This window comes from Paracoccus sp. T5 (genome assembly GCF_048538155.2).
Taxonomy (GTDB): domain Bacteria; phylum Pseudomonadota; class Alphaproteobacteria; order Rhodobacterales; family Rhodobacteraceae; genus Paracoccus.
In genome coordinates this window covers 503714-518589 of sequence record NZ_CM135809.1, presented here as the reverse complement: position 1 = coordinate 518589, position 14876 = coordinate 503714, and the positions used below count along the sequence as shown (strand labels likewise).

The 14876-nt window shown below is 68.7% G+C and carries 18 protein-coding genes; 12 read left to right on the top strand and 6 right to left on the bottom strand.

Annotation, left to right across the window (positions count from 1 at the left end):
• Positions 1-2 precede the first annotated feature (2 nt).
• Positions 3-1061, bottom strand: a complete 1059-nt coding sequence (locus tag ACNR9W_RS02605) for a C4-dicarboxylate TRAP transporter substrate-binding protein (protein ID WP_419269193.1) — start codon at positions 1059-1061, stop codon at positions 3-5.
• Positions 1062-1209: 148 nt separating this feature from the next.
• Here ACNR9W_RS02605 and ACNR9W_RS02600 point away from each other — a divergent pair, with 148 nt between their 5' ends.
• Together ACNR9W_RS02600 and ACNR9W_RS02595 are read left to right on the top strand one after the other, a co-directional pair.
• Positions 1210-2535: a L,D-transpeptidase family protein gene (locus ACNR9W_RS02600; protein ID WP_419269194.1), complete on the top strand. Its 1326-nt coding sequence runs from the start codon at positions 1210-1212 to the stop codon at positions 2533-2535.
• Positions 2532-3365, top strand: a complete 834-nt coding sequence (locus ACNR9W_RS02595; RefSeq protein ID WP_419269195.1) for an extensin-like domain-containing protein — start codon at positions 2532-2534, stop codon at positions 3363-3365. The genes ACNR9W_RS02600 and ACNR9W_RS02595 overlap by 4 nt, the downstream gene beginning before the upstream one ends.
• Before the next feature lies 1 nt (position 3366).
• On the opposite strand, the gene ACNR9W_RS02590 is transcribed toward ACNR9W_RS02595, so the two are convergent.
• Together ACNR9W_RS02590 and ACNR9W_RS02585 are read right to left on the bottom strand one after the other, a co-directional pair.
• The gene (locus ACNR9W_RS02590; RefSeq protein ID WP_419269196.1) at positions 3367-4098 is read right to left on the bottom strand and encodes a Crp/Fnr family transcriptional regulator; all 732 of its coding nucleotides are present in this window, start codon (positions 4096-4098) and stop codon (positions 3367-3369) included.
• A 124-nt stretch (positions 4099-4222) separates the two neighbouring features.
• A complete protein-coding gene (locus tag ACNR9W_RS02585; RefSeq protein ID WP_419269198.1) occupies positions 4223-5545 on the bottom strand; it encodes a FliI/YscN family ATPase in 1323 nt (440 codons plus the stop codon).
• Between the two features lie 99 nt (positions 5546-5644).
• On the opposite strand from ACNR9W_RS02585, the gene ACNR9W_RS02580 reads away from it, so the two are divergent.
• The 10 genes from ACNR9W_RS02580 to ACNR9W_RS02535 all read left to right on the top strand — a co-directional run bounded on the left by ACNR9W_RS02580 (position 5645) and on the right by ACNR9W_RS02535 (position 11289).
• Positions 5645-6034, top strand: coding sequence for a FlgB family protein (locus ACNR9W_RS02580; protein ID WP_419269199.1), 390 nt, complete (start codon positions 5645-5647; stop codon positions 6032-6034).
• A 12-nt stretch (positions 6035-6046) separates the two neighbouring features.
• The gene (gene flgC / locus ACNR9W_RS02575; protein WP_419269200.1) at positions 6047-6439 is read left to right on the top strand and encodes a flagellar basal body rod protein FlgC; all 393 of its coding nucleotides are present in this window, start codon (positions 6047-6049) and stop codon (positions 6437-6439) included.
• Between the two features lie 11 nt (positions 6440-6450).
• Positions 6451-6732, top strand: a complete 282-nt coding sequence (locus tag ACNR9W_RS02570) for a flagellar hook-basal body complex protein FliE (protein WP_419269201.1) — start codon at positions 6451-6453, stop codon at positions 6730-6732.
• Complete coding sequence (locus tag ACNR9W_RS02565) at positions 6732-6998, top strand: flagellar biosynthetic protein FliQ (protein WP_111297700.1); 267 nt, start codon at positions 6732-6734, stop codon at positions 6996-6998. The genes ACNR9W_RS02570 and ACNR9W_RS02565 overlap by 1 nt, the downstream gene beginning before the upstream one ends.
• 1 nt (position 6999) lies before the next feature.
• Positions 7000-7716, top strand: a complete 717-nt coding sequence (locus tag ACNR9W_RS02560; RefSeq protein WP_419269202.1) for a flagellar hook-basal body complex protein — start codon at positions 7000-7002, stop codon at positions 7714-7716.
• A 9-nt stretch (positions 7717-7725) separates the two neighbouring features.
• Positions 7726-8511, top strand: coding sequence for a flagellar basal-body rod protein FlgG (flgG, locus tag ACNR9W_RS02555; protein WP_419269203.1), 786 nt, complete (start codon positions 7726-7728; stop codon positions 8509-8511).
• Positions 8511-8924 (top strand): flagellar basal body P-ring formation chaperone FlgA, encoded by a 414-nt coding sequence (gene flgA, locus ACNR9W_RS02550; protein ID WP_419269204.1) that lies wholly within the window; start codon positions 8511-8513, stop codon positions 8922-8924. Before flgG ends, flgA begins: the two co-directional genes overlap by 1 nt.
• Positions 8925-8935: 11 nt before the next feature.
• A complete protein-coding gene (gene flgH / locus ACNR9W_RS02545) occupies positions 8936-9661 on the top strand; it encodes a flagellar basal body L-ring protein FlgH (RefSeq protein ID WP_419269206.1) in 726 nt (241 codons plus the stop codon).
• Positions 9662-9670: 9 nt separating this feature from the next.
• Positions 9671-10240 carry a hypothetical protein gene (locus ACNR9W_RS02540; protein WP_419269207.1) on the top strand — a complete coding sequence of 190 codons (570 nt, stop codon included), beginning with the start codon at positions 9671-9673 and terminating at the stop codon, positions 10238-10240.
• Between the two features lie 110 nt (positions 10241-10350).
• Entirely contained in the window at positions 10351-11289 is a 939-nt protein-coding gene (locus ACNR9W_RS02535; protein WP_419269208.1) for a glycosyltransferase, read from the top strand.
• A gap of 4 nt (positions 11290-11293) precedes the next feature.
• On the opposite strand, the gene ACNR9W_RS02530 is transcribed toward ACNR9W_RS02535, so the two are convergent.
• Genes ACNR9W_RS02530 through flgK form a run of 3 tightly spaced genes read right to left on the bottom strand, consistent with a single transcriptional unit; the run spans position 11294 to position 14859 of the window.
• A complete protein-coding gene (locus ACNR9W_RS02530) occupies positions 11294-12343 on the bottom strand; it encodes a flagellar basal body P-ring protein FlgI (protein ID WP_419269413.1) in 1050 nt (349 codons plus the stop codon).
• A gap of 50 nt (positions 12344-12393) precedes the next feature.
• Positions 12394-13410, bottom strand: coding sequence for a hypothetical protein (locus tag ACNR9W_RS02525; protein ID WP_419269209.1), 1017 nt, complete (start codon positions 13408-13410; stop codon positions 12394-12396).
• A gap of 3 nt (positions 13411-13413) precedes the next feature.
• On the bottom strand, positions 13414-14859 hold the full coding sequence (gene flgK / locus ACNR9W_RS02520; RefSeq protein WP_419269211.1) for a flagellar hook-associated protein FlgK: 1446 nt from the start codon (positions 14857-14859) through the stop codon (positions 13414-13416).
• Between the last annotated feature and the right edge of the window lie 17 nt (positions 14860-14876).

Genomic DNA, 14876 nt, shown 5'->3' with positions numbered 1-14876 from the left:
GATCAGCCGCGCTCCCAGGGGTAGCCCTGCTGTTCCAGCTCGGTGGCGTACTGGTCGATCAGGCCGCGGTATTCGTCCAGCAGCGCCTGCCCATCCAGCCCCGAGGCATCGGCGCGGGCCACCCATTCGTCCAAGTATTTCTGGCCCGCCTCGTTCAGCTTGGCACGGTCCTCGTCGGAAAAGCGGACGATCTCCTTGCCGGCATCTTCCAGCACCTTGATCGATTCGGCGTTCGCCTCCTCGATGATGCGCCCGAATTCGTCGGCCAGCCCTTCGCCGGCGGTCATGATGACCTCCTGCTGTTCGGGCGTCAGGCTATCGAACATCGACTTGTTCATCACGATGCCCAAGGCGCCGATCTGGCCCCAGTCGATGAAGGTGTAGCTGTCGAAGACCTCGTCGAACTTCAGCGCCTTGACCAGGTAGGAATAGGTCTGGGTGCAGTCGATCAGCCCGCTTTCCAGGCCCTGGTAGGCCTCGTAGACGGTCATGTCGACCAAGGTCGCGCCCAGGTCGCGGAAGGTCTGGCCATAGGCGCCGACGCCGCGCACCTTCTTGCCGGCCAGCTGGTCGACCGAGGCGACCGCAGGGCCCTTGCAGCCCATCTGCACGGCCGAGGTCGTGTAGGTGCCGATATAGACCAGGCCCTGCGCGGCCAGGTTCGCCTTGATCTGCTCGTTGTTGCGCATCAGCGCGTCGGTGGCCTTCATGCCCACCCAGGGGTCGGGGTTCTGCAGGGGCAGGTCGGCAATGCCATAGGCGACCATCTCCTGCGGGAAATAGACGCCGATCACGCTGCCCAGGTCGGCCACCCCGTCGCGCAGCGACTGGACGGCGGCCTTTTCGGAGAACAGCGCGCCGCCCCAGGTGATGTCCACCTTGAGGTCGCCCCCGGACTGTTCGGCCACCTGGTCGGCGAACCACTGGGTCGCCTCGGCGCGCGCGCCCCGGTTGGGCCCCGGCTCTCCATAGATCAGCACCGTTTCGGCAGATGCGGCGCCGGCCAGCGCGGCGATCATGGCACCGGCCGACAGTGCCGCCTTGAATGACTGGATGGTCATGGGTGAAACCTCCTCCCTGTTTCGCTGTGCAGGTTGGCATTCCGCACTGCGGAATACAATCCTGAATTGACCGAAACGTGACCCTCAGGCTATCTGGCGGTTTTCCGCGCAATCCTGAATGCTGCAGACTGTCTTATCGGAGTTCCCCATGTCGCACCGGCTCTTGCTGGCCCTTGCATTCGCCCTGACCTCGACGGCGCCCGCCGTGGCGCAGGACGACCGGCCCTTTACCGCAGCCGATATCGAGGCGGCGCAATACGGCCTGGAGGACCTGCCTGCGGGGCGCTCCGCGCTGACCGCCAAGGTGCAGATCCTGCTGGACCGGTCGGGCACATCGCCCGGCGTGATCGACGGCTTCAAGGGCGGCATGAGCCAGAGCGCCATCAAGGCCTTTGAACGTCGCGCCGGCCTGCCGATGGACGGGGTCATGGACCCCCATGTCTGGAACCTGCTGCAGGCCTATGCCGAGCGTCCCGCCACCCAAGGCTATACCATCACCGAGGAGGACGCGCAGGGCCTGGTCGATTCGATCCCCACCGATTATGCCGAGAAGGCGCAGATGGAGGCCATGGCCCATACCAGCATCGCCGAGCGCCTGGGCGAACGCTTTCACATGGACGAGAAGTTCATCCAGTTCCTGAACCCCGGCGTGGCGTTGGTGCCGGGCGCCACGATCCAAGTCATGGCGCCGAACCCGCCCATGCGCGGACAGGTGACGCGCATCATCATCGACAAGCACAACCGCCGGGTCGCGGGCTATGACGCGCGCGGGCAGATGGTGGTGGATTATCCCGCCACCATCGGATCCTCGGCCACGCCCTCGCCCGAAGGGACGCACAACGTGCGCAGCGTGGCGGTCAATCCGAACTATACCTACAACCCCGACGTCAACTTCAAGCAGGGCGACAACGACCGCAAGCTGGTGGTCCCGCCGGGGCCGAACGGGCCGGTGGGCACGGTCTGGATCGGCCTGACCAAGCCGACCTATGGCATCCACGGCACGCCGACGCCGTCGCAGCTGTTCAGCAACCAGTCGATGGGCTGTGTGCGGCTGACCAACTGGGACGCCGAGGAGCTGGCCAAGATGGTCAGCATCGGCGGCACCACGGTCGAGTTCCTGCAGCCGGGCGTCACCATCGCCGATGTCACCGGCTCTGGTGCGGCCACCGCCACGCCGGTGGCGCCGATCGCGCTGCCCGAGGGCACGGCGCCGACCGAGGTGCCGACGACCGAGCAGCCCCTGGCCCTGCCCGAGCAGGCGGGTGCCGCCACCGGCGTCGCGCCGGAGCCTTCGGCCCAGCCCGCGCCGGAAGCCTCCGCGCCGGATGGCTCGGCGCCGGAAGCGTCCACGCCGGATGCTCTGATCCCGCAGGCCGCGCCGGTGGAAAGCCCGGCCGACCCGCTGAGCGACGCGCTGACCGGCGCGCTGCCCGAGGGCTTTGTGGTGCCGCCGCTGCAAGACGCGCAGCCATGAGGGCGGTGACGGTCCTGGCGCTGGTGCTGCTTGGCGCGGGACCGGCCCTCTCGCAGGACCGGCCCCCCGAGGCGCCCGAGGCGCCCGAAACATCCGTGACTGAAACGCGGCCCCCGGAGCGTCCGGAGGCCTCCGTGGAGGCCCTCGTGGAGGCACCGGCCGCCGGGGCAGCGCCCGAGGCCCCCGAGGCGCCGGCCGAGGCCGAGGCGCCCGAGGCGTTCGGTCCCCCTGCCCCGCCGGTCTGGTTCGTGCAGGCGGAAACCGACAGCGACTTTGCCGCCTGCCGGCTGGCCCTGGCGTTGCTGGGCACGACCTATCGGCAGGAGCCTCCGGTCACCGAAGCCGACAATCGCGACTGCGGCATCGCGCGGCCCCTGCGGGTCAGCCAGATCCTGCCCGGGGTGGCGCTGACGGGCGATCCGGTGATGCGCTGCGACACTGCGCGGGCCCTGGGCTTCTGGACGCGCGACTTTCTGCGCCCCGCCGCCGCGCTGATGCCGGGCGCGCCGCAGTTGACGGCGCTGGAGACGGGTTCGGGCTATACCTGCCGCGACCGGGTGGGCACCGGCAAGGCGCTGCCCAAGCCGTCCGAGCATGGCAACGGCAACGCGATCGACGTGACGGGCTTTCGGTTCGACACCGACCAGACGCTGTCCGTGCAGCCGCGCGAAGGCGACGGCGCGATGGACGAGGCCTTTCAGCGCGCGGCGCGGGGTACCGCCTGCCTGCTTTTCACGACGGTGCTGGGGCCGGGATCGAACGCCGCCCATGACGACCACCTGCACCTGGACATGGCAGCCCGGAACGGCGGCTGGCGGCTGTGCGAATAGCTCAGCGGCTCTGGCGTTCCATGTCCAGGTAGCCGGGATCGAAGCGGGCCAGCGTCGTCAGCCCCTGCCAGTTCAGGATCTTGACGTCCGCCCCCGCCCAGCGGATCAACCCGCGGTCGCGCAGGTCGCGCACGGCCCGGTTCACATGGATCGGCGAATAACCCAGGATGTCGGCCAGTTCGCGCTGCAGCAGCGGCAGCATGAACTGGTGATGGGACGCCGCGCCCACCGTGTTGAGACGCGTGTAGATCTCGCACAGCAGATGGGCCAGGTGGGCGCTGGAGCGCAGCGAGGCCGCGGCCACCAGCCATTGCCGGTGGACGGCCGCGTCGATCAGCGTCGCCATCCACAGAAGGCGGGTCAGATGCGGAAAGTTCTCGGTGATCTCGGTCAGTTCGGAATGGTCGATGAATTCGACATCGGCGGGACCGACGGCCACGACCGAATGTTCCAACCCGGCCAGGACAAAGCCGTGCAGGTCCACGAAGTCGCCGGGGACATGCAGGGCGGTGATCACCCGTTCCTCGGGGCGGCCGACCAGCTGGTGTGAGCGTGCCGAAAGGCCGCGCAGCATCATGCAGCTGCGCCGCGCGGCGCGGTCCGCCGGGACGATCACCGCCCCCGAGGGAAAGCTGACATGTTCGGTCCGGACCGCGCGCAGCCGTGCAAGATCATCTTCCGACAGCGTGTCACGCCGTTGAAGAAAGCGGATAAAATATTCGGTGATGGCCATTTCATCCCTCCTTTCTTCGGCTGCGGGACACTTGCAAATCGGAAATTTGGGTGCAATGCCCGACAGTTACTATCTAACATTGATTAACCTATGAACGCGCGGCAGACTGCATAGTTTCATGGGGCTAGGCCGGGGGGCGCAGCCGCGCGCGGAGCGCCGCCTCCAGTGCAGCAAAGCTGTCGGCGGTTCCTGCGCTGCGGCGGGTGACGAATTCGTCCAGTTGCGGGAAGAGCTTTACCGCCTCATCCAGCTTGGGGTCCGAGCCGGGGGCATAGAGGCCCGCGCGAATCATCAGTTCCGATTCGGCATAGGCGCCCAAGGCGGCACGGGCGCGGCCGATCAGCGCATTTTCAGCCGCATTCGCGGCGTCCGGCAATGATCGCGAGACTGAGCGCACGACATCCACCGCCGGAAACCGGCCGCGTTCGGCGATGCTGCGTTCCAGGACGACGTGGCCGTCCAGCGTGCCGCGCAGGATGTCGGCAACCGGTTCCTCCATGTCCGAGCCGGCCACGAGGACGCTGAAGATGCCGGTGATGTCGCCGGCGCCTTCGGGGCCGGGGCCGGCGCGTTCGGCCAGCGCCATGATGAGGTTCGAGACCGAGGGCGGAAAGCCGCGATAGCTGGGCGGTTCGCCCGCAGCCAGGGCGATCTCGCGATGCGCCTCGGCAAAGCGGGTGATCGAATCGGCCAGGAACAGGACATGCCGCCCCTGGTCGCGGAAATGCTCGGCCACGGTCATCGCGGCCCAGGCGCAACGCCGCCGCAGGAGGGGCGAGCGGTCCGAGGTCGCAGCCACGATCACCGCCCGCCGCATCCCCTCGGGGCCCAGGGTCTTTTCGACGAATTCGCGCAGTTCACGCCCACGTTCGCCGATCATGGCGATGACCACCACATCCGCCTGCACACCCCGCGCCATCTGCGACAGCAACGTGGACTTGCCCACGCCCGAACCCGCGAAAAGTCCGATCCGCTGCCCCGCCACCAGCGGCAGCAGCGTGTCGAAGACCGCAAGCCCCGTCCCCAGCCGCGCGCCCAGCCGCTTGCGCGTGACGGCGGGCGGGGCCTCGCTGCGAAAGCCGCGCGTGACCAGACCCTGCGGCAGCACGCGCCCGTCCAGCGGCTGGCCCAGCGGGTCGATGATGCGTCCGATCCAGCCGTCGCAGGGGGCGATCTGCGGGGCGAACAGCAGTTCGGCCTCGTCGCCCACCGACAGGCCTTCGATCGTACCCTCGGGAAGGACCTGCGCGCTGCGCGGACCCAGGCCCACGATCTCGCCGGTCAGCGGGCCCGACTGAACCGCGATGCGCACCCGGTCGCCGACCGAGGCGCGGCCGTTCAATCCCTCGACGCTGATCAGACCCGCGCGGATCGACTGCACCCGCCCGAAATGCGTGGCCAGGCGCAGTTCGGCGATGCGGCGGGTGATCGAGTCAAGTCTGTCCATTCCGGCCTCCGTTCAGGGGCCGATTTTCCCCGGCCCGTGCAACGGTTTCTAAACCAATTGGGGTTAAGACCGGGTTTATCGTGAATGAGGAGAAGCCTCATGTTTGAGAAGATCGAAATGCTGCGGATGGCCCGCGCCATGACCCAGCACGTGTCGCAGCGCCATGTCGCGGCGGCCCGCAACATCGCCAATGCCGACACGCCCGGATACCGGGCCAGTGACCTGCAGCCCTTTGCCGACAGCTATCGCAAGGCTGCGGCGGCAGGATCCCTGCGCGTCACCCAGCCGCGCCACCTGGAGCAGCCGGACTGGACCCCGGCCGCCGCCCGCCTGGTCGAGGTGGCGGGACCCGTCTCGCCCAACGGAAACTCGGTCTCGCTGGAGGAGGAGGTGGTCCGTGCCGCCGAGATCAAGCGGGAACATGACTTGTCACTGGGCATCTATCGCGCGGGCCTGGACCTGATGCGGACCAGCCTGGGGCGCCGGTAAGAGGATATCGAAATGACCGACCCGATCTCGCCGCTGCGCCTGGCAGCGTCCGGAATGCGTGCGCAAAGCGAACGGCTGCGCCACACCGCCGAGAACATGGCCAATGTCGACACGCCCGGCTATCGCCGCAAGCTGGTCACCTTCGAGGAGGCCGTGCGCCTCGGCCGCCCGACGGGCGAGGTCGAGGCCGGGCCCCTGCGGCTGGACCGCACGGCGCTGCCGCGCATCCACGATCCCGCGCATCCCCTGGCCGATGCCGATGGCTATTACGAAGGCTCGAACGTCGATCTGGTGATCGAGCTGGCCGACGCCCGCGAGGCCGGCCGCAGTTACGAGGCCAATCTCCGCATGTTCGAGCAGACGCGCCAGATGGGTGCGTCGCTTCTTGACCTCCTCCGCCGCTGAAAGGAATTCCCATGTTCGCACTGAACGCCGCCAATGCCTATTCCGCCGCCCGCAGCGCGGTGGCCCCCGATCCGCAATCCTCGACCACAGCCAAGCTGGGCCAGGCCGCCGAGGAGTTCGCGGCGCAGATGGCCCAGGTCGACCAGGCCTCGACCGGGGCGATGACGGGGCAGGTCGGGACGCATCAGCTGGTCCAGACCATCGCCGACGCGCAGATGGCCATGGAGACGGTTGTCGCGATCCGCGACAAGGTCGTCGAGGCCTATCAGGAAATCCTGCGGATCCCGGTCTGATGGGCGAGACGATCCTGTTCGACATGCTGCGCCAGGCGCTGCTGATCTCGGTCCGCATCTCGGCCCCGCTTCTGGGGGTGGCGCTGATCGCGGGCGTGGTGATCGGCCTCTTCCAGGCGCTGACCTCGGTCCAGGAGATGACGCTGACCTTCGTGCCCAAGGTCGGGCTGATGCTGGTCGTCTTCTGGGTCTCGATGAGCTTCATGACCACCGCCCTGTCGGATTTCTTCCTGGGCGAGATCATCCCCCTGGTTTCGGGGAGCTGACATGGACAACGCGATCTATGCCAGCCTGACCCGACAATCCGGCCTGATGGCCGAGATGCGCGTGGTGGCCAACAACATCGCCAATGCCAACACCACCGGCTTTCGGCGCGAGGGCGTGATCTTTGCGGAACACCTGACCGCGCTGGACCGGCAGGGAGACACGCTGTCGATGGCGAATGCGCGAGGCCGGATGCTGGACCTGAACCAGGGCGTGCTGACGCAGACGAACAACAGCATGGACCTGGCCATCGAGGGCGAGGGATTTTTCCTGGTCGAGGCGCCCGAGGGGCTGCGCCTGACCCGCGCCGGCGCCTTCATCCCCTCGGCCGAGGGCGAGTTGATGACCGCCGACGGCCACCGCTTGCTGGACGAGGGGCAGGCCCCGATCATCCTGCCCGCCGGGGCCAATGCCGTCTCGGTCGGCGCCGACGGCACGCTGTCGGCCAACGGCCTGCCCTTTGGTCGCATCGGCCTTTTCGCCGCCCCCGAGGGTGTGGCCCTGAACCACCAGGGCGGCACCGCCTTCAGCATCGACGCGGCCCCCGAGCCGGTCGAGGACGGCCGCATCCGCCAGGGCTTCCTGGAGGAATCCAACGTTGACCCGATCTTCGAGATCACCCGCATGATCGAGGTCCAGCGCGCCTACGAACTGGGCCAGACCTTCCTGGATCGCGAGGATCAGCGGATCCGCGGCGCGATCACCGCCATGACCCGTTAAGGAGCCACCATGAGAGCCCTGCAGATCGCCGCCACCGGCATGAGCGCGCAGCAGACCCGCGTTGAGGTCATCTCGAACAACCTCGCCAACATGTCCACCACCGGCTACAACGCCCGCCGTGCGGAATTCGCGGACCTGCATTACCAGCAGGCGGCCCGGCCCGGCAGCGTCACCGCCGCCGACGGCACGGTCATCCCCGCCGGCGTCCAGCTGGGCCTGGGGGTCCGGCCCACCGCCGTCAGCGTGAACCTGCAGCAGGGGGCGCTGACCCAGACAGGCGGCGACCTGGACCTGGCCATCGAGGGCGACGGCTATCTGGAGGTGACGCTGCCCTCGGGATTGTCGGGCTTCACGCGCGACGGCGGGCTCAAGCGGTCGCCGGACGGGCTGATCGTGACCTCGGACGGCTATCCGCTGGTCCCCAACATCACCATTCCCGACGACGCCCGCGCCATCTCGATCAATGCCGGCGGCGAGGTCTTTGCCTATTTCAACGACCGGGTCGAGGCCGAGCTGCTGGGCCAGTTCACCCTGGCGGGTTTTGCCAACGAAAAGGGGCTGGAGGCCATCGGCTCGAACCTCTTCATCGAGACGGCGGCTTCGGGCGGCCCGCAGGTGGTGGCCCCGGGCCAGGACGGTCTGGGCACGCTGCGCCAGGGCTATCTGGAGGAAAGCTCGGTCGATGCGGTGCGCGAGATCACCGAGCTGATCAAGGCACAGCGCGGCTATGAGTTGAACGCCAAGGTCATCACCGCCGCCGACCAGATGCTCGGCGCGACGACGCAGGTGCGGTGATGCGGGCGCTGATCCTGGCGCTGGCTCTGCTGCCCGGCGCGGCCCTGGCGGGTGGCCTGGGGGCCGCGCGCACCCTGCCCGCCGGCAGCATCATCACCGCCGCGGACCTGCGGGTCATCGACACCGACCGCCCCGGCCTGACCGACCCCTCGGCCGCGATCGGCATGCAGACCCGCATCACGCTTTACGAAGGGCGCCCCCTGCATGCCAGCATGCTGCAGGCCCCGCGCCTGGTCGGGCGCAACCAGATCGTCCGCCTCTCCTTCCTGCGGGGCGGGTTGCGCATCGACACCGAAGGCCGCGCCATGTCCGACGGCGCCGCGGGCGAGATGATCCGCGTGATGAACATGGGCTCGCGCAGCACGGTGACGGCGCAGGTCATGCCCGACGGCTCGCTGGCCGTGATGAACTGAAAGGAAATCCGATGAAGCCCGCCCACCTGCTCTGCCTTGCCCTTGCCGCCTCGGGCTGCGCGCGTGCCGCCAATGTCGGCCAGCCGCCGCAGCTGACCTCGCCGCGCGAGACCGAGGAATTCGTGGCGATGACCAATCCGCCCCTGGACCTGCCCGTCGATTCGGGTCGGCCCGAGGCCGCGGCCTCGCTCTGGGCGGGGACGCAGTCCTCGTTGATCAGCGACCGCCGCGCCGCCATCCGGGGCGACATCCTCACCGTCGTCATCGAGATCGACGACCGGGCCGAGATCAGCAACAGTTCGGGGCGCAGCCGCAATTCGGGCGAAAGCGTCTCGATCCCCCAGATGGTGGGGATCCCGCAGCGCCTGGCGGGCAAGCTGCCCGAGGGCGCCAGCTTCGACGACCTTGCGGATGCCTCGTCCTCGTCGACCTACAAGGGGTCGGGCAACATCTCGCGGCGGGACAAGCTGACCTTGCGCGTGGCGGCGACGGTCGTTGACCGGTTGCCCAACGGCACGCTGCAGATCGAAGGCACGCAGGAGGTCCGCGTGAACTTCGAGCTGCGCGAACTGACCGTCAGCGGATTTGTCCGGCCGGGCGACATCGATCGCAACAACGAGATCGCCTATGACCGGATCGCGGGGGCGCGGATCTCCTACGGGGGACGCGGCCAGATCACCGATGTGCAGCAGCCGCGCTATGGCCAGCAGATCGCCGACATCCTTTTGCCCTACTGAGGTGACCCCGTGATCAAGAAGCTGATCCCCCTTGCCCTGCCCGTCCTGGCCCTTGCAGGCGGCGTCTTTGCGGGCGACATGCTGCGCAGCCCGGCCGCCCAGGACGACCACGCCCTCCAGGTCGAGACCGCAGAGGGCCACGACACCGGCCCTGCTCCCGCCGAGGCGGATGCCGGCCATGACACCGCCCCGGTCGAGGATCATGGGGGTGGCGATCATGGCGGCGGCGACCATGGAGGGGGCGATCATGCCGCGCCGGGCGAGATGGCTTTCTTTAGCTTTCCGACGCAATTCTTCGTGCCCTTGGTCCGGCAAGGCGACCTGCGCGACATGATGATCCTGACGCTGACGCTTCAGACCGACAGCGCCAGCCAGGAGGCGCTGCGCAAGAAGGAGCATGCCTTGCGCGACGCCCTGCTGCGCCAGCTGCTGATCCATGCCAATACCGGCGGCTTCGACGGCAATTTCACCGCCGATCGCAACCTGGCTGTCCTGCGCGAGGACCTGCTGAAGGCTGCGCGGGCCACGACCGACCTGACCCTGACCGCCGTCCTGATCGAGGACATCGCCAAGCAATAGGCAACGGTCGCGCGGGGCCGCTTGCCCCGGCGCATCGCAGGGTCCAGAACCGGCACCGACAGGAGCCTTCGTGGCCTCCGGTCGGTGCCGTTTTCCTACGCGAGGCCTGAATGCCCCCCTCTCATGTCGTGATCCTGCTGGCGACCTATCAGGGTGCCGAACATCTGGATGTGCAGCTGGACAGCATCGCGGCGCAAAGCCACGAGGACTGGTCGCTGATCGTGTCGGACGACGGCTCGCGCGACGGGACGCAGGCGATCGTGCAGCAATTCGCGGACCTGCATCCGGGCCGGGTGCAGCTGCTGGAGGGACCACGGGCGGGGGCCACGGCGAATTTCCTGTCGCTGCTGGAGCGGGTTCCCCAAGGGGCCTTGGCCGCCTTCTGCGACCAGGACGACCAGTGGCTTCCCGACAAGCTGAGCCGCGCCGTGGCGGCGCTGGCGGTTCACTCCGGACCGGCGCATTACGCGGCCCGGACCGTGATCACCGACAGCCGGTTGCGCCCGCTGACCACGTCGCGCCGGTTCACCCGGCCCCTGGGGCTTCGCAATGCCCTGATCCAGGCCTGCATGGCGGGGAACACCTCGGTCTTCAACCCTGCGGCCGCGGCGCTTCTGCAGGCCGGCGCCCCCCATGCCCGGCGCGCGGGCATCATCTCGCATGACTGGTGGGCCTACCAGCTGATGGCGGCCTTCGACGCGGCGCTGATCCATGATCCGCAGCCCTGCCTCCTCTACCGGCAGCACGCCGGCAGCGAGGTCGGGCGCAACGACACGCTGCCCGCGCTGGCGGCCCGGCTGCGCAAGCTGATGGCGGGCGAGTTCGGATCCTGGCTGCGCGCCAATCACGCGGCGCTGTCGCCACTGGTTCCGCAAATGCCACCCGGCAACGTCCGGACCCTGCAGCAGCTGGAGCGGATGCTGAACTGCCCGCCGCCGCAGGCCTTGGCGGCACTGCGGCGCGGCGGGTTCTATCGACAGACCAGGGCCGGCACCGCCGCCCTGGTCCTGTCGGTGGCCACCGGCGCCCTGCGCAGGGGCCCTGCCTGAGCCGTCACTCCACGATCAGGTCGGCATGCAGCGCCCCGGCCGAATGGATGGATTTCAGGATGTCGATCATGTCGCGCGGCCGCACCCCCAGCGCGTTCAGCCCGTCCACCAGGTCGCTGAGGTTGGTTTCCCCCGCCACCTCGGCAAAGCCGATCCCCGGCTCCTGGCGCAGCTCCACCGCGGTGCGGGGCACGGTCACCGTCTCGCCCTGCGCAAAGGGGTTGGGCTGCGAGACCATCGGGGCCTCGCTGACCCGCAGGGTCAGGTTGCCCTGCGACACGGCCACCCGCGAGATGCGGACCCGCTCGCCCACGACGATCGTGCCGGACTTGTGGTCGATCACGACCTTGGCGCGATCCTCAGGCTCGATCAGCAGGTTCTCGATCCGGCCGACAACGCGGGCGGGGTTCACCTCCCCCAGGCCGCGAAAATTCACGACCACGGTGCCGCTGTCCAGCGTCACGGCCAGCTGCCGGTTGAAATCGCGGTTGATCGCGTCCTCGACGCGGGTGGCGGTGGTGAAGTCGGCATTGCGCAACGCGATGCGGATCGTGTCGATGCTGGCAAAGTCGAACTCGACCTCGCGCTCGACCCGGGCGCCCACGGGGATGCTGCCGGTCGTCGGCACTCCCTCGACCACCCTCGCGGCGTCGCCTGCGGCGGCCGCCCCGCCGGCAATGATCGAACCCTGCGCCACGGCATAGATATTGCCGTCCGCCGCCTTCAGCGGGGTCATCACCAAGGTCCCGCCCAGCAGGCTCTTTGCATCCCCGATGGCCGCGACATTGACGTCGATCCGGCTGCCAGACCGGGCAAAGGGCGGCAGCGTCGCCGTCACGATCACGGCCGCGACGTTCTTGGACCGCAACGCGTCATCGGTGACGTTGACGCCCAGCCGCTCCAGCAGGCCGGCCAGCATCTCCTCGGTGAAGGGCGCGTTGCGCATCCCGTCGCCGGAACCGTCCAGGCCGACCACCAAGCCATAGCCGACCAGGTCATTGCCCCGGACCCCGTCGAAATCGGCCAGGTCCTTCACGCGGACCGGCACCGCCATTGCGGCAAGGCCGCAGCAGAACCACAGGATCAATGCTGAAAGGAACCGTGTCACCGCAGGTAATCCACCAATTTGAGTTTCGACAGCCGCGCGGTCACCGCGTAAAGCGATTCGAGCTGCGCCTGCACCTCGGTCAGCGCGGCGGCGGTTTCAAAGGGATCGGCCCGACGGATGTCGTTGCGGGACCGCTCCAGCGTGTCCAAGGCGGCCGAATTCGCGCTTTGGGCGCGGTCGATCATCTGCTGCCCCAGGCCGACCCGCCCCATCTCGCCAAGAAGGGCGGTGTCGGCGTCGATCATGCGCCGGCCCGCCTGGACAGTCAGCTGGCGCGCCTCGGCCGGACTGCCCGACAGGACGCCCCGGTCCAGGATCGCGGCGGTGGCCAGCCCCTTCAGCAGGTCCCGCACCGCGGGCGAGGCGGCCGTGGTCGTGATGTCCACGGCAACCCCATCCCCCACGGGGATGCGCTGACCGGGTCCAAAGGTCCCGTGATAGGCGACGTCCAGAAAGCCGCCCCCGCCTTGCGGCGCGTCGAACCAGTCCCCGATCACCTGCGCGACATCCCCGGCCGTGGTCAGTCCGGCGGTGGCACCCTGCAGCGCGTCCAGGATCTGAGAGGCATCAGACAGGGGCGCCACGTCGCTGGCCTGCCCGGACAGAAGATATTGGTTGCTGTTCGTGCCGTTCAGGCGCTGGACGACGGCTTCGAAGGTCTGGGCGGTCTCGGCCGCACGGGTTCCCAGTTCGACCCCGGCCCCGGCGAACGGGTCGCTGGCCAGCGCGATGCCCAGGCCGCCGACGGTCACCCGCACCGCGTCGAACAGGTCCTGCACCCCCTGCAGTTGCGTCGCGGCCTCGGCCCCGTTGCGCTGCAGCTGCCGGGTCGTGCCCAGCCGGCCCTCGATCTCATTCAGGGCCCGCGTGTTGCCCTGCAGGCGCAGGCCTAGATCCGCGACCTCGCCCGACGCGACCTCCCGGGTCAGGGTCGTCAGGGTGGTCTTCAGCCGGTTGGACGCGACATGCAGCGCAAAGGCGCGGGCTTGGTCGCCGATACTGTTCAGGCTCACGGGTCACATCCTCAGGATCTGGTTGATCATGTCGTCCACCGCGCGCAGCACGCGGGCATTGGCGGCATAGGCCTGCTCGTATTGCAGCAGGCGCTGCATCTCGGCATCGCTGTCCACCCCCTCGGCCATCAGGCTGGAGGCGATCGTGGAATGGCGCGTGCTGCGCACAGCCAGGTCGGCCTGAGCCTCGACCCGGCGCGCCGAAACCCGTGATTCGATGGTCCCGAAGCGGTTGGCCATCGTGCCGTTGCCCTCGAAACCGCTGCCGGGCTGAGGCGGCCTGACTGCCCCCAGCGCATCCACAAGACCGTTCAGCACCGCCGTCCGGCCGACCGGATCGGGCGAGGCCGCCTGCAGGCCCGCGCGGACGCGCCAGAGGGCGCCTCCTTGCGCAGGGTCGACCGCGGCATTCACCGCCAGCCGGCCGGAAAGCCCAACCAAGTCTGCCGCATCGGCCCGCGCACCGCGATCGGTGAACAGGCCCGCATCCGTTGCGGCCAGGCTCGGATCGACCGCCGGATCCGCCAGGCGCTGGTGCAGATCAAAGGCCATGTCATCCAGTTCCGCCTGCAGCTTCGGAGCAAGCTCGTCCCGGATCGCAAAATTCGCCGCCAGCGAGCCGCCCGCGAACAGCTTCATCTGCCCCGATGACAGCGGCGTGCCGTTCAGCGTCAGCAGCTGCAGGGGCGAACCCACCACCTGATCGGCCGTCACATGCGGCGCGCCCTGAAAGCCCAGCCGCGCCGGCAGGCTGCCATCCAGAAGAACGCCGCCTTCCGAGGTGAACAGGGCCACCTTGCCGGCCTCGCGCTGGACCTCCTGCACCGGGACGATTTCGGCGATGCGGCCAATCACCTGCTGGCGCTCGTCCATCAGGGGCGTGGCGTCCTTGCCATCCGCATCGAGGATCGAGATGCGGGCGTTCAGATAGGCCACGCGCTCCAGCGACGCGTTCAGGACCGCCACATCTGCGGCAATGTCCTCCTGCGCCGCGCCCCGCGCCGCCTGCACGGCCCCGGATGCGGCATTCAGGCGATCCGCCAGCGTGCTGGCGCTGCCCACGACCTGGGCCAGCCGGATTTCGTCATCCGGGCGGGCGGCTGCGGAACCCAGGGCAGTCTTGAACTCCGTCAGGGCGGTGCTCAACGCGTCGCTGCCGCCGGGTAGGCCGACCACGCCCTCCATCCGGCTCAGAAAGGCATGGCGGGCCGTGGCCTCGCCCAGGGACGAGGCCGACAGCCGCGATTCGGACAGCAGGCTGGCATTGACGACCCGCGCGATCCCGTCGACGCGCACACCGCCGCCGACGGTCTGCGCCGTGACCACGACATCCCGGCGCGCATAGCCGGGGGTCATGACATTGGCCAGGTTGGCGGCGACCGTCTGGGTGCCGCGGGCGGTGGCGGTCAGTCCCGACATCGCATTGGTGATCGCCTTGGCGATGCTCATTCGCGGCCTCCTTCGCG

Coding starts and splice junctions, on each gene's coding strand:
- ACNR9W_RS02605 (WP_419269193.1), bottom strand. CDS start 1,061: ATGACCATCCAGTCATTCAAGGCGGCACTGTCGGCCGGTGCCATGATC.
- ACNR9W_RS02600 (WP_419269194.1), top strand. CDS start 1,210: ATGTCGCACCGGCTCTTGCTGGCCCTTGCATTCGCCCTGACCTCGACG.
- ACNR9W_RS02595 (WP_419269195.1), top strand. CDS start 2,532: ATGAGGGCGGTGACGGTCCTGGCGCTGGTGCTGCTTGGCGCGGGACCG.
- ACNR9W_RS02590 (WP_419269196.1), bottom strand. CDS start 4,098: ATGGCCATCACCGAATATTTTATCCGCTTTCTTCAACGGCGTGACACG.
- ACNR9W_RS02585 (WP_419269198.1), bottom strand. CDS start 5,545: ATGGACAGACTTGACTCGATCACCCGCCGCATCGCCGAACTGCGCCTG.
- ACNR9W_RS02580 (WP_419269199.1), top strand. CDS start 5,645: ATGTTTGAGAAGATCGAAATGCTGCGGATGGCCCGCGCCATGACCCAG.
- flgC (WP_419269200.1), top strand. CDS start 6,047: ATGACCGACCCGATCTCGCCGCTGCGCCTGGCAGCGTCCGGAATGCGT.
- ACNR9W_RS02570 (WP_419269201.1), top strand. CDS start 6,451: ATGTTCGCACTGAACGCCGCCAATGCCTATTCCGCCGCCCGCAGCGCG.
- ACNR9W_RS02565 (WP_111297700.1), top strand. CDS start 6,732: ATGGGCGAGACGATCCTGTTCGACATGCTGCGCCAGGCGCTGCTGATC.
- ACNR9W_RS02560 (WP_419269202.1), top strand. CDS start 7,000: ATGGACAACGCGATCTATGCCAGCCTGACCCGACAATCCGGCCTGATG.
- flgG (WP_419269203.1), top strand. CDS start 7,726: ATGAGAGCCCTGCAGATCGCCGCCACCGGCATGAGCGCGCAGCAGACC.
- flgA (WP_419269204.1), top strand. CDS start 8,511: ATGCGGGCGCTGATCCTGGCGCTGGCTCTGCTGCCCGGCGCGGCCCTG.
- flgH (WP_419269206.1), top strand. CDS start 8,936: ATGAAGCCCGCCCACCTGCTCTGCCTTGCCCTTGCCGCCTCGGGCTGC.
- ACNR9W_RS02535 (WP_419269208.1), top strand. CDS start 10,351: ATGCCCCCCTCTCATGTCGTGATCCTGCTGGCGACCTATCAGGGTGCC.
- ACNR9W_RS02530 (WP_419269413.1), bottom strand. CDS start 12,343: ATGGCGGTGCCGGTCCGCGTGAAGGACCTGGCCGATTTCGACGGGGTC.
- flgK (WP_419269211.1), bottom strand. CDS start 14,859: ATGAGCATCGCCAAGGCGATCACCAATGCGATGTCGGGACTGACCGCC.